The organism is Janthinobacterium sp. FW305-129 (assembly GCF_020858115.1).
Classification (GTDB): Bacteria; Pseudomonadota; Gammaproteobacteria; order Burkholderiales; family Burkholderiaceae_D; genus Janthinobacterium.
On the sequence record NZ_JACYMM010000003.1, the window covers coordinates 191,249 to 203,618 of the forward strand.

Below are 12,370 nucleotides of genomic sequence, written 5' to 3' on the forward strand. Positions count from 1 at the left end.
GGTGCTGCCATGAACGCACGCGACGAAGAACGGGCCGTGCTCGATGCGGCCATGCTGCGCCGCGCCCATGCGAGCGCGCTGGAACAGGGCCGCCCGCAGATGGCCGTGCTGCAGGAAACGGCGGCCCTGCCGCCCGAAGTCTTCCTGCGCCAGCTGGCCGCCCTGTTCCGCTATCCGGCCTGGACGATGGCCGAACTGCAGGCCGCCCTGCCCGCCTTTGCCCTGCTGCCCTACACCGATTGCGCCCAGCGCGACTGCGTGCTGCTGCAGCCCGATGCTCCGGGCACGCCGCCCGTGCTGGTCATCGGCAATCCCTTCAGCGAGGACCTGCTGCAATGGGCCGACTTCGCCCTGTCCACGCCCTTCACGGTGGCGCTGGCGCATCCGGACGACCTGGCCGCCTATCTGCTGCAGCAGGAAAGCGTGCAGCAGGCGATGCAGGAGATGCAACATGGCGATGACGTGCCGGGACTCGACCAGAGCATCGAAGACATCTCGCTCATCCGCATCAGCGAGGACAGCAGCCCGGTCGTGAAACTGGTGAACTCCACCATCTACGATGCCCTGAAATTCCAGGCCAGCGACATCCACCTCGAATGCGACGTGGCCAGCCTGGTCATCAAATACCGCGTCGACGGCGTGCTGGTGCAGGCGGGCCAGGTGCAGGGGCTGCAGATGGCCGAACAGATCATCTCGCGCATCAAGGTCATGGCCGACCTGGACATCGCCGAGCGGCGCATCCCGCAGGATGGCCGCTTCAAGGTGCGCGTCAAAGGGGCAGAGATCGACTTTCGCGTTTCCATCATGCCCAATATCTTTGGCGAGGACGCCGTGCTGCGCCTGCTCGACCGGCGCGCGCTGACGGAGGCGGCGCAAGCGCTGCGCCTGGAAAGCCTGGGCCTGAACGAGGATGCCATCGAACAGATCCGCCGCCTGGCCGCCAAGCCGCACGGCATGCTGCTGGTGACGGGGCCTACCGGTTCCGGCAAGACCACCACCCTGTACGCGGCGATCACGGAAATCAACACGGGGCGCGACAAGATCGTCACCATCGAAGACCCCGTCGAATACCGGCTGCCGCGCGTGCTGCAAATTCCCGTCAACGAAAAGAAGGGGCTGACGTTCGCGCGCGGCCTGCGCTCCATCCTGCGCCACGATCCCGACAAGATCATGATTGGCGAGATCCGCGACGATGAAACGGCGCAGATCGCCGTGCAGGCCGCGCTCACGGGCCACCTGGTATTTACCACTGTGCACGCGAACAACGTGTTCGACGTGGTGGGCCGCTTCCTGCACATGGGCGTCGATGCCTACAGCTTTGCGGCGGCCCTGAACGGCATCGTGGCGCAGCGCCTGCTGCGCCTCAATTGCGCCCATTGCGCCGTCGACGCCAGCGCCGAGGTGCTGGCCGACGCGCAGCAGCTGCGCGACAGCGGCCTGGCCCTGCATCAGGTGCAGGACTGGCAATTCATGGCCGGCAAGGGCTGCGGCCACTGCCGCGGCACCGGCTACAAGGGCCGCAAGGCCGTCGCCGAGGTACTGATGCTCAGCGATACGATGCGCGAAATGATCTGCACGCGCGCGCCCCTGAGCCAGATGAAGGAAGAGGCGGCGCGCAACGGTTTTCGCCTGGCGCGCGAGGCGGGCCTGGATCTGGTGCGGCGCGGCGAAACCACTTTAGCGGAGCTCAATCGTGTCACTTATTGAACGCCTTACCCGCGCCACCGTGTGCCTGCACCTGGCGCCGCACGGGCTGCACGGCGTGCTGCGCCGCGCCGGCCGCCCCGTGCCCGACAGCGCCTTCCACCTGCCCATTGCGAATCCCGACGCCAGTTGGGAAGTGGCGCTGGCCGCCCTGCGCGGCTGGCTCGAACAGCACAATGAAAAAAAACTGCCGCTGGCCGTCAGCCTGGCCAGCCGCTGGTGCGCCATGCTGATGGTGCCGTGGAGCGGCGCCCTGCTCGACCGGAGCAGCGCCCAGCGCTTCCTGCACAGCCAGTTCGGCGCCGTGTATGGCGACAGCGCGCGCGCCTGGCGCCTGGCCGCCGACGATGCCCCGTACGGCATGCCGCGCCTGGCCTGCGGCATCGATGCGGCCCTGCTGCAGGGCGTGCAGGACGCGGCCGCCGCGCATGGCCGGCGCTGCCTGTCCATCGAACCGATCGCCGGACCGGCCTGGCGCGGCATCGCCGGTGCAAAACCTGCCGCCTTCGCCTTGGTGGAGGCGGGGCGGCTGCTGCTGGCGACAAGCAGCGGCGGGCGTATCACGGCCCTGCACAGCCAGTCCTGCGCCGCGGCCTGGGGCGACGAACTGGAGCGGGCGTGGCGGCGCTGGAATTTGCGCGCGCCGCAGCTCGACGCCATCGAACAGGTGGCCCTGATCGACTTGAGCGGCGTGCCGCAGACGAACGTGCCGGAACGCTTCGTGCCCATCGCCGTGGCCGGCGCCGCCCACCTGATGCGGGAGGCCGCATGGGCCTGAGCCGCCTGGAATTCCTGCCGCCCGGCGCCGCGCAGACGTTCAAGGGATGGCGCCTGGCCCTGTGCCTGGGGGGCGGCTTGCTGTTGCTACCGGCCGCCGTGTACTGGCTGGTGCAGGCGCAGGAAACGCGACGCCTGGAAGCGCAGCTGGCGCAGCTGCAGCCGGTGCGTCCCGTGCGTGCGCCCCTCTCGGCGAACCAGCAGCGCGAGCGCGACCTCGAACTGAAACAGGTGGCCACCGCCGTGCGCCAGCTCAACCTGCCCGTCACGCGCCTGGTCAGGACGGTGCAGGCGCCGCGCGACGTGCGCGTGGCCCTGCTGGGACTGGACCTGAACGCGCAGCAGGGACAGGATGGCGCCAGCGTCCTGAAAATCGCCGCCGAGGCGGAAACCCCGCAGGACATGCTTAATTATCTGGCCTTCCTGAACCAGCAGCCCATGTTCAGTTCCGTGTATCTGCTCAAGCACGAGATGAACAGTAACGCGAATGCAAACGCGCCCGCACATCCTTACCGTTTTCAGCTGGAGGCGCAATGGCGGCAATAAAACCCGTACTGAAAGCAGGCGCGCCCGTGGCCCGCGCACGCCGCCAGTTGCATATGCCGCCGCGCATGGCGTGGGAAGCGCAGCGTCTGTGGCGCATGCTGGGCTGGCCCAGCGCCATCGGTGCGGCAGGCCTGGCGCTGGCCGCTTTCGCCGTGCAGCAGGGCGAGGCGCTGGCCGAACGCCAGCAGCCATTGCACGCGCAGCTGGCCGCGATGGCGAAACAGGCGGCGCTGCCGCCGGCGCCCGTCACGCTCGACGCCGACGCGGACAGCCTGGCCGCCTTTCACGCCTACCTGCCCGCGCACGACAGCATTCCCGAGCAGCTGAAAACCTTGCTGGAAGTGGCGCAACAGAGCAGCGTCACCCTGGCCAAGGCCGACTACAAGCCGCAGGAAGACGGTAACACGGCCTTTTTGCGCTACCAGATCACCCTGCCGGTAAAAGCCGAATACGCGCAGCTGCAAACCTTTATTGTCGACGCCCTGCAGACGCTGCCCACCCTGACCCTCGACTCCGTGCTGTTCAAGCGCGAGCAGATCGAGGCGGGCGAGATCGACGCGCGCATCCAGTTCATCCTGCTGGTCAAGAAGCCGGAGGCGCGCCGATGAAAAAAGCCGTACTGGGGACGGCTGCCGTGGCCACCCTGCTGGCCGCCCTCTTCGCCCCGGAGGACGAAGGCAGCATCGTGGGGCCGGCCACGGCCACGCCGCGCCAGGTGGGACGGGTGGCGGTCGCGCCCCTCGTCGCCACCGCTGCCGCTGCGCCAGCCAATCGCGCGCTGGCCATCGAACCGCGCCGGGGGCTGGACGACGAGAAAGCGGCCACGCTGTTCGCCAAGCAAAGCTGGCAGCCCGAGACGCCGAAAAAGATCATGCTCGACCAGCAGGCCGCGCAGGCCACGCGCACTGTCGCCGCCGTCGACGCAAATGCGCCGCCGCCTTTGCCCTTTCACTTCCTCGGCCGCTTCGTCGACGAAGGCAAGGCCGCCTATTTTCTCCAGGCGGGCGAACGCAACGTGGTGGCGCGGCCCGGCGACACGCTGGAAGAGCGCTACCGCTTCGACGGCGTGGTGCAAGGCGCCCTGCAATTTACCTATCTGCCGCTCAACCTGAAACAGACACTCGCCGTAGGGGACCTCAATTGAAACGACGCACACCACGTACCGGCATCACCCTGCTGCCGATGCTGTCCCTGCTGGCCGCCTGCGCCGGCAACCAGGCCTATACCGACGGGCAGGCCATGCTGGGCGCCGGCCGCACGGAACAGGGCCTGGCCCTGCTGGAACAGGCGGCGCAGGCCGAACCGACCAACGCCAAGTACCGCATAGCTGTCACCAATGGCAGGATGCGCGCGCTGAACAACCTGAATGGCCGCGCCGAGGCGCTGCGCCAGCAGGGCAAGCTGCCCGAAGCGCAAGCGCTGTACCAGCAGGCGCTGGCGCTGGACGCCAGCAACGACGTGGCGCAGCGGGGCCTAGCCGGCGTGGCGCAGGATGAACGGCACCGCAAGCTGGTGCAGGAGGCGCAGGCCAGCTACCAGCGCGGCGGCGAAGCGAATGTCGCGCAGGCGCAGGAAGCCTTGCGCCAGGTGCTGCAGGAACGGCCCGCGCAGCGCGAAGCGCTGGCCCTGAAAGGCCGCATCGGCGACGAGCTGGCCAAAAGCCGTCCGGCCGGCGGCAAGCTGGCGGCCGCCTACCGCAAACCCGTGACGCTGGAATTTCGCGACGCGCCCCTGCGCTCCGTGTTCGACTTCATCAGCAAGGTGTCGGGCCTGAACTTCGTCTTCGACAAGGAGGTCGACCCGGCCCTGCGCGCCACCATTTCCGTGCGCGACACCAGCATCGAAGAGGCGATCGCCATGCTGCTGGGCGCCAACCAGCTCGAGCAAAGCGTCACCAGCGACAAGTCGATCACGATCTACCCGAACACGCCGCAAAAGGTGAAGGATTACCAGCAACTGGTGGTGCGCACTTTCTTCCTCGCCAATGCGGATGTCAAGACGGTGGCGTTTTCCATCAAGACTCTGCTCAAGGCCAAGGATGTCGTCACCGATGAACGCCTGGGCATCATCATGCTGCGCGATACGCCGGAAATGGTGCGCATGGCCGAGCGCATCATCAACGTGCAGGACCTGGCCGACCCGGAAGTGATGCTGGAAGTCGAGGTACTGGAAGTGAAACGCACGCGCCTGATGGAACTGGGTGTGCGCTGGCCCGACCAGGCCAGCCTGACCCTGGCCGGCGTCGCAGGCAGCACGGGAGGCCTGGGCGGCCTGAAGGTGGCGGACCTGCACCGCATCAATGGCGACAATATCAACCTGGGCATCGGCGGCGTCACCCTGAACGCCAACAAGACGGACAGCGACAGCAATATCCTGGCCAACCCGCGCATCCGCGTGCGCAACAAGGAAAAGGCGAAGATCCTCATCGGCGACCGCGTGCCCGTCATCACCGTCACGACGAACAACGGCGTCAGTTCCGACAGCGTCAATTACATCGACGTGGGCCTGAAACTCGACGTGGAACCGAACGTCTACCTGGACGACGAGGTGGCCATCAAGATCAACCTGGAAGTGTCGAACGTCGTCAAGGAGGTGATCAGCAAGACGGGCACGCAGGCTTACCAGATCGGCACGCGCAGCGCCTCGACCGTGTTGCGTTTGAAGGATGGCGAGACGCAGGTGCTGGCGGGCCTGATCAGCGACGAGGACCGGGGCACGGCCAACAAGGTACCGGGCGTGGGCGAGCTGCCCGTGCTGAACCGCCTGTTCGGCAGCCAGAAGGATGATGCCATGCGCAGCGAGATCGTGCTGTCGATCACGCCGCGCCTGCTGCGCAGCATCCGCCGCCCGGACCTGATGACGGCCGAATTCAATTCCGGCACCGAGGCGTCCGTGGGCGGCCGCGCCAGCGTCGGTGGCAGCCCTGAGGCCATCGCCGCGCCCGAGCAAGCCGCACCGCGCACCGGCTCGCCCATGACGGGCGGCGACGAGGCGCCCGCGGCAGGCGACAAGTCCGGCAAAGGTGGCCAGTGAGGTGGCCAGTGAAAGAGCGGGGCTTTACCTTCATCGAACTGATGATCACCCTGGCGATCATGGCGACCCTGGCCACGGTGGCCGTGCCGATGGCGCAGGTGGCCTTGCAAAGGGCGAAGGAGCAGCAATTGCGCAATGCCCTGATCGAGATGCGCGAAGCGATCGACGCCTACAAGCGCGCCTCGGACAATGGCCGCATCAAGCTGTCGCTGGGCGCCTCCGGCTATCCGAAAAAACTTGAGGAACTGGTCGAGGGCGTGCCCGACCAGCGCAGTCCCTCGAAGCAGAACATCTATTTTTTGCGCCGCCTGCCGCGCGACCCGTTCCAGCCCAGGGAAGCCGGCAGCGCGGCCGACAGCTGGAGCAAGCGCGCGTATGCCTCGCCGCCCGACAATCCCAGCGAAGGCGAAGACGTATTCGACGTCGCCTCGCGCTCGACCAAGGCGGGCCTGAACGGCGTGCCGCTCAATCAATGGTGACCGCCATGCAGACCACGACCATACGCCGCGGCTTTACCCTGGTCGAACTGCTGGTGGTGCTGGCGATCATCTCGCTGCTGCTGACGATCGCCATCCCCCGCTATTTCGGCTCGGTGGAAAAGTCGAAAGAGGTCGCCTTGAAGGAAAACCTGCAGGTGCTCAGGAGCGGCCTCGATAAATACTATGCCGACAAGGGAGAATACCCGGCCGCGCTGGCCGACCTGGTGACCCACCACTACTTCCGCAGCGTGCCGCTGGATCCCGTCACGGAATCGGCCGCCACCTGGCAGCTGATCCCTTCGCCGAATGGCGAGATCGGCGGCGTGGCCGACGTGCGCAGCGGCGCCAAGGGCAAGACGCGCGAGGGCATCCCCTTTGAGCAGCTCTAGTTTCCTGAGCCGCGCACGCGGCTTCGCGTATATCTGGACCCTGATGCTGGTGGCCTTCATGGGCGTGGGCCTGGTGCTGGCCAGCGAATTGCATGCCACGGCCGCGCGGCGCGACAAGGAGCGCGAGCTGCTGTTCATCGGCCATGAATTCCGCAACGCGCTGGGCCGCTACTACGACAGCACGCCGGGCGACGGGAGGCCCCGCTATCCCTTGACCCTGCAGGAACTGCTGCGCGACCCGCGCTTTGCCAACGCCCGGCGGCATTTGCGACGCCTGTATGCGGACCCCGTCACGGGCAAGGCCGAATGGGGCGTGCTGCGGCAGGAGGGGCGCATCGTCGGCATCCATTCGCTGTCGCCGCAACTGCCCATCAAGCAGGACAATTTTCTTGACGAAGACGCCAGCCTGCGCCGCAAGCAGCGCTACGCGGACTGGCACTTCACGTATCCGCACGACCTGGTGCTGGCCCCACCCGATGCGGCCGGCGGCGCGCCCGGGCTCAAGCCGAAAGGCGCGAACTGATATCATGCCCGCATTCCATATTCAGCATCGAGCAAAGGAGCAGGCATGAGCATAGGTGGCACTTCCATCGAACAGGCATTGGCATCGCTGTCGGACATGACGGTCGGCATGGCCGCCATCGGCAAGGACGAACATGCGCAGCGCATCGCCAGGGCGCAAGCATTCATGCGCGAGCAGGACATCGCCGCGATCTACCTGAATGCAGGCGCCAACCTCACCTATTTCACGGGCACCAAATGGTATGCCAGCGAACGCATGGTGGGCGCCATCCTGCCTGCCAGCGGCGAGATCGAATACATCGCGCCCGCCTTCGAGGAAAGCACCTTGACGGGCTTCATGCTCGTCGAAGGCCGTGTCAATTGCTGGGAAGAGCATGAAAGCCCGTACCAGCTGTTCGCCAACGTGCTGGCGCGCATGGGGATAGCCCAGGACGCGAATCAACCGCCGCGCGTGGGCATCTGCGAAAGCGCCGCCTTCTTCATCTATGACGGCATCCGCCCGCTGGCCCCCGGCTACGCGCTGGAAAACGCGCGCACCGTGACGGCGTACTGCCGCAGCAGAAAATCGCAGGCTGAAATCGCCCTGATGCAGCGCGTGATGGACATGACCCTGGCCGTGCACGTGGCCACGGCCAGCATGCTGTACGAAGGCATTACGACGGTGGAAGTGGAGGAATTCATCCAGCGCGCGCACCGCAAGGTGGGCGCGCCCCGCTCGTATTTTTGCATCGTGCTGTTCGGCGAGGCGACGGCCTACCCGCATGGCGTCAACTACGTGCAAACCCTGAAGGCGGGCGACACGGTGCTGATCGACACGGGCTGCCAGGTGATGAACTACATCTCCGACATCACGCGCACTTACGTGTTTGGGGCCATCAGCGAACGCCAGCGCAGCGTGTGGAACAGCGAAAAGGCGGCGCAGGCCGCCGCATTCGCCGCCGCCCGGTTGGGCGTGCCCTGCGGCGACGTGGATCGCGCGGCGCGCGTGTCCCTGGAAGCGGACGGCTTCGGCCCCGGCTACAAGCTGCCGGGACTGCCGCACCGCACGGGCCACGGCATCGGCCTCGATATCCACGAGTGGCCTTACCTGGTGGGCAACGACACGACGCCGCTCGACGTGGGCATGTGCTTCTCGAACGAGCCGATGATCTGCATCCCCGGCGAATTCGGCATCCGCCATGAAGACCATTTCTACATGACGGAAAACGGTCCGCGCTGGTTCACGCAACCGGCGCACAGCATCGACGATCCGTTCGGTTTGCGCGCGTAAGCCGGCACTCCTGTGTTGGATTACGCTGCGCTAATCCAACCTACGCCGCCAATGCCCGGTAGGTCGGATTAGCGGGGCCGCCGAGGCGCATGGCGCGTAATCCGACATCACCGCAACGCCAGGTAGGTCGGATTAGCGCGTAGCGCGTAATCCGACACACCCCCCTGCGCCAGCTTGAACACGGCCAGCGCCGTACCCAGCTGCACGGCCTGCTCCTGCAACGATTCGGCCGCCGCCGACGCTTCTTCCACCAACGCGGAATTCTGTTGCGTCATTTGATCCATGCTGCCGATGGCCACGCCGATGTCCCCGATGCCGGCGCTTTGCGCCTGGCTGGCAGCACTGATTTCGGCCATGATATCGGCCACTTTTTTCACAGAGTCAACGATCTGGCCCATGGTCAGTCCCGCCTCATCGACCAGCTTCGAACCCACGTTGACCTTGGCCACCGAATCGCCGATCAATTGCTTGATTTCTCGCGCCGCAGCCGCGCTGCGCTGCGCCAGGTTGCGCACTTCGGACGCCACCACGGCAAAGCCGCGTCCCTGTTCGCCGGCGCGCGCCGCTTCCACGGCCGCATTCAAGGCCAGGATATTCGTCCGAAAAGCGATGCCGTCGATGACGCCAATGATGTCGACGATGCGTTTCGATGAATCGTTGATCTCGCCCATGGTGGTGACCACCTGACTGACAACTTGCCCGCCCTTCACGGCAACCGACGATGCCGACACCACCAGCGCATGCGCCTGGCCCGCGTTGGCGGCGTTGTCGCGCACGGTGGAGGTCAGGCTGTCCATGCTGCGCGCCGTCTGGTCCAGGCTGCCCGCCTGCGATTCCGTGCGCGCGGCCAGGTCTGCATTGCCCTGGGCGATTTCGGCGCTGGCCACCTGGATGGTCTCTGCTGACGCCTTGATGTCGGAAACCATGCCGCCAAGCTTGGCGCGCATGTCCTTCAGCGCCGCCAGCAAGCTGGTCTGGTCGCCCGCCTCGGTCACGATATGCATCGACAGGTCGCCATCGGCCACGGCGCGCGCGATCTGGCGCGCATATTCGGGTTCGCCGCCCAGCTGCTGCCAGATGGCACGCACGACGAAGTGCGACACGGCCACCAGGCAGACGATGACGGCCAGCGCCACGGCGATGCTGGTATTGAGCGCATTGCGCACGTTGGCCGCGCTGCGTTCTATGCCCTGCCTGAACTGCGCTTGCGCCTGTTCATTGGTCTTTGCCAGGTCGGCATTGAGTACCGCCAGCGCGCCCTGCATGCGTGCCACGGCCGCTTGCGGGTCGCCCTCTTCCATTTCCAGCATGATGCGCGCCGCGCTCAGGGCCGGCGCATAGTACGCATCGAATTCCTTGGCCAGCCGCGCACCGTGCTCGCGCTGGCCGGGGATCGCCGCAAAGTCGCCCAGCCTGGCACGCAACTTGACTGCCTGGCCGCCGACTTGCCCGATGCGTTCCTTGTCGCCTTCGCTGACGGCATCGCGCAGGGCGTCGCCGACGGCGGCCACATCCAGGGTCAGCGACTTGGCCAGGTCGAGCACGGGATAGTCGGCGCTTTCCGTGGCGCGGATGGAATTGAGCGTGGCCGTGGACAGATAGGCGCTGACGGCCAGCCCCAGCCCGAAAATCACGGCCGAGATGACAGGCAGCGCCCATATCTTGCGTTTGATGCTCATTGCTGTCTCCTGATGGTATGTGTACCGGGCCGCCGCATGGCGCGCGGCCCGGGGCGGCTTTATGGCGCCGTCAGCACCACTTTGACGCTGGCGTCGACGGCGCTCTTTTCGATATAGCCGATGGCTTTCGGATCGGCCGCCACGACCTTCTTCACATCGGCGCTATTGGCCACTTCCTTCGGCAAGGTCGCCTTGCCCGTGAAGACCAGCTTGGACCACAGGGCCTTCGCCTGCGACGGTTCCTTGTCCGTCACCTTTTTGTAGAACTCGGCACGCACGGGGGCGCTTTCCGGCTGGTCGATCGGCGTCATGGCCGTCGATTTACCGAGGAAAAACTGCGCCACCTGTTCATTCGTCATCGCGCCGGCAGCGCTCTTGGCATTGACCACCACGACCACTTCGGCCATGGCGGGAACGGCGGTCGACAGCGCCAGCAAGGCAGCCGCAAAAATAAAGGGTTTCATGCGGAGCTCCTCAGAAAACGAAATCGATGGCGGCGGCAGCCACCGTAACGGGGCCATGGAAACCCGGCTTGGCTTGCACGAACAGGCCCGGGCCATTCTTCGGCTTGATGCGGTCGATCTGCACCTTCAAGGCGGCAGAACGGTGGAAGTCCCAGCGCACGCCGATGCTGTCCGTCGATTGTTCGAGCTGGTTACGCATGGTGGCCAGGGTGTCGACGCCGGCCGACAGGACGCGCAGGGTCGGCATGCAGGCGGCCGGATAGCCGGCAGGGCAGGATGCGGGCACGGTGTTGTTCACGCGGCCATCGGCCTTCAGGCTGGCGTGGCTGTAGTAGGGCAGGAAGGCACCGATGCGGTAGCCGCCCATCACGTACCACGAGGTGCTGTCGCTGACATAGCTGTCCGTCTTGCGCTTCGCATATTCGGACTGCAGCAGCACATTGTTCCAGTCCAGGCCCAGGCCCACGGAAGTGAACGACGCCTTCTTGTCCTTGACTTCCAGCGCATCGGCCAGGGCGCCCAGCTGGGCGATCCTGTAGCCGCTGCCGGCCGTGCGCAGGCTGCCCATCAGGGTGTTCAGGCTCGGCGAATCGTTGATCGTCAGCTTGGTCTCGGCACGGCCGAAGCGCACGGTGACGGGACCGTGTTCGGCCACCACGTTCAGGGCGACGATGGACTTGCCTTCCACCTGCACGGTCGAAGCGGGCCCCGTAGCCAGGGTGGCCTTGGTACGGCCCAGCGCCAGCTGCGTGGTGATGCTGGTATCGCCCGCGCTGAACTGGTAGGTCCCGTCGATGCCGTCGATGCTGTTCAGCGGTACCTGCGAATACATTTCGCCCGGCGGGCGCAGCATGGTGTTGGCATAGCCCACGTTGCGGTAATCGGAAATCATGAAGACGGGCAGGCCTATGCGGCCGACGCGCACGCTGAAGCTGTCCGATACCTTGGCCTTGGCGAAGGCCCACGCCAGTTCGGCGCCGACATCATCCTCGCCATCCTTGCGCGCCAGGCCCTGCACGGTGGCCGACAGCCACGGGGTGACGGTCACATTGGCTTGCAATCCCAGGTTGGAATCGACGCCCGTGCGGGTGGTGCGGCCGGCACCGGCAGCCTGGTTCGGGCGCGCGAACTGCGCGTTGTCCGTATCGGCCATGGTCAGGGCGGCCGTGCCGTAACCGCTGATCTTGACCGCGGGGCCAACGGCCTCTTCGGCATAGGCATGACTGATGGCCAGGGGCATGGCCATCAGGAAAAGCAGGACGTGTTTATTCATAGTAATTAAATACCCGTAGCGGTGAACGTTAATCGTGGAATGGGACTCGAGGTCGATGGCTCACCGGCCGTAACAGGCCGGGTCCGTTTTTTTCACGCCGCCATCGCCTATGAGGCCTGCATGGCGTGTGACCAGTGAGTAAAACCATGCTACAGAGAAAAGGTTTTACGTTGGAAAGTTTTCTTGCAGCAATGCGTTGATTCGCCACTTTTTGCGAAAAAAGCACGCGTTCTA

The 12,370-nt window shown here is 65.7% G+C and carries 13 protein-coding genes; 10 read left to right on the plus strand and 3 right to left on the minus strand.

What is annotated here, in order from left to right; genetic code table 11:
* Positions 1–9 precede the first annotated feature (9 nt).
* Genes IGS61_RS07175 through IGS61_RS07220 form a run of 10 tightly spaced genes read left to right on the plus strand, consistent with a single transcriptional unit; the run spans position 10 to position 8,720 of the window.
* On the plus strand, positions 10–1,707 hold the full coding sequence (locus IGS61_RS07175; RefSeq protein ID WP_230538960.1) for a GspE/PulE family protein: 1,698 nt from the start codon (positions 10–12) through the stop codon (positions 1,705–1,707).
* Positions 1,694–2,482 carry a hypothetical protein gene (locus tag IGS61_RS07180; RefSeq protein ID WP_230538961.1) on the plus strand — a complete coding sequence of 263 codons (789 nt, stop codon included), beginning with the start codon at positions 1,694–1,696 and terminating at the stop codon, positions 2,480–2,482. Before IGS61_RS07175 ends, IGS61_RS07180 begins: the two co-directional genes overlap by 14 nt.
* Positions 2,473–3,027, plus strand: coding sequence for a hypothetical protein (locus IGS61_RS07185; RefSeq protein WP_230538962.1), 555 nt, complete (start codon positions 2,473–2,475; stop codon positions 3,025–3,027). Before IGS61_RS07180 ends, IGS61_RS07185 begins: the two co-directional genes overlap by 10 nt.
* The gene (locus IGS61_RS07190; protein ID WP_230538963.1) at positions 3,015–3,635 is read left to right on the plus strand and encodes a hypothetical protein; all 621 of its coding nucleotides are present in this window, start codon (positions 3,015–3,017) and stop codon (positions 3,633–3,635) included. Before IGS61_RS07185 ends, IGS61_RS07190 begins: the two co-directional genes overlap by 13 nt.
* Positions 3,632–4,171: a hypothetical protein gene (locus IGS61_RS07195; RefSeq protein ID WP_230538964.1), complete on the plus strand. Its 540-nt coding sequence runs from the start codon at positions 3,632–3,634 to the stop codon at positions 4,169–4,171. Before IGS61_RS07190 ends, IGS61_RS07195 begins: the two co-directional genes overlap by 4 nt.
* On the plus strand, positions 4,168–6,060 hold the full coding sequence (locus IGS61_RS07200; protein ID WP_230538965.1) for a secretin and TonB N-terminal domain-containing protein: 1,893 nt from the start codon (positions 4,168–4,170) through the stop codon (positions 6,058–6,060). The genes IGS61_RS07195 and IGS61_RS07200 overlap by 4 nt, the downstream gene beginning before the upstream one ends.
* Positions 6,057–6,539, plus strand: coding sequence for a type II secretion system protein (locus IGS61_RS07205; RefSeq protein ID WP_329958044.1), 483 nt, complete (start codon positions 6,057–6,059; stop codon positions 6,537–6,539). Before IGS61_RS07200 ends, IGS61_RS07205 begins: the two co-directional genes overlap by 4 nt.
* A gap of 5 nt (positions 6,540–6,544) precedes the next feature.
* Positions 6,545–6,928 (plus strand): type IV pilin protein, encoded by a 384-nt coding sequence (locus tag IGS61_RS07210; RefSeq protein WP_230538966.1) that lies wholly within the window; start codon positions 6,545–6,547, stop codon positions 6,926–6,928.
* Positions 6,915–7,451 (plus strand): type II secretion system protein, encoded by a 537-nt coding sequence (locus IGS61_RS07215; protein ID WP_230538967.1) that lies wholly within the window; start codon positions 6,915–6,917, stop codon positions 7,449–7,451. The genes IGS61_RS07210 and IGS61_RS07215 overlap by 14 nt, the downstream gene beginning before the upstream one ends.
* Positions 7,452–7,496: 45 nt before the next feature.
* Complete coding sequence (locus tag IGS61_RS07220; RefSeq protein ID WP_230538968.1) at positions 7,497–8,720, plus strand: M24 family metallopeptidase; 1,224 nt, start codon at positions 7,497–7,499, stop codon at positions 8,718–8,720.
* A gap of 107 nt (positions 8,721–8,827) precedes the next feature.
* On the opposite strand, the gene IGS61_RS07225 is transcribed toward IGS61_RS07220, so the two are convergent.
* The 3 genes from IGS61_RS07225 to IGS61_RS07235 are packed head-to-tail and all read right to left on the minus strand — an operon-like array spanning position 8,828 to position 12,136.
* A complete protein-coding gene (locus IGS61_RS07225; RefSeq protein ID WP_230538969.1) occupies positions 8,828–10,399 on the minus strand; it encodes a methyl-accepting chemotaxis protein in 1,572 nt (523 codons plus the stop codon).
* Between the two features lie 59 nt (positions 10,400–10,458).
* A complete protein-coding gene (locus tag IGS61_RS07230) occupies positions 10,459–10,863 on the minus strand; it encodes a hypothetical protein (RefSeq protein WP_230538970.1) in 405 nt (134 codons plus the stop codon).
* Positions 10,864–10,873: 10 nt separating this feature from the next.
* On the minus strand, positions 10,874–12,136 hold the full coding sequence (locus IGS61_RS07235; RefSeq protein ID WP_230538971.1) for a hypothetical protein: 1,263 nt from the start codon (positions 12,134–12,136) through the stop codon (positions 10,874–10,876).
* Positions 12,137–12,370 lie beyond the last annotated feature (234 nt).

Coding starts and splice junctions, on each gene's coding strand:
- IGS61_RS07175 (WP_230538960.1), top strand. CDS start 10: ATGAACGCACGCGACGAAGAACGGGCCGTGCTCGATGCGGCCATGCTG.
- IGS61_RS07185 (WP_230538962.1), top strand. CDS start 2,473: ATGGGCCTGAGCCGCCTGGAATTCCTGCCGCCCGGCGCCGCGCAGACG.
- IGS61_RS07190 (WP_230538963.1), top strand. CDS start 3,015: ATGGCGGCAATAAAACCCGTACTGAAAGCAGGCGCGCCCGTGGCCCGC.
- IGS61_RS07195 (WP_230538964.1), top strand. CDS start 3,632: ATGAAAAAAGCCGTACTGGGGACGGCTGCCGTGGCCACCCTGCTGGCC.
- IGS61_RS07210 (WP_230538966.1), top strand. CDS start 6,545: ATGCAGACCACGACCATACGCCGCGGCTTTACCCTGGTCGAACTGCTG.
- IGS61_RS07220 (WP_230538968.1), top strand. CDS start 7,497: ATGAGCATAGGTGGCACTTCCATCGAACAGGCATTGGCATCGCTGTCG.
- IGS61_RS07225 (WP_230538969.1), bottom strand. CDS start 10,399: ATGAGCATCAAACGCAAGATATGGGCGCTGCCTGTCATCTCGGCCGTG.
- IGS61_RS07230 (WP_230538970.1), bottom strand. CDS start 10,863: ATGAAACCCTTTATTTTTGCGGCTGCCTTGCTGGCGCTGTCGACCGCC.
- IGS61_RS07235 (WP_230538971.1), bottom strand. CDS start 12,136: ATGAATAAACACGTCCTGCTTTTCCTGATGGCCATGCCCCTGGCCATC.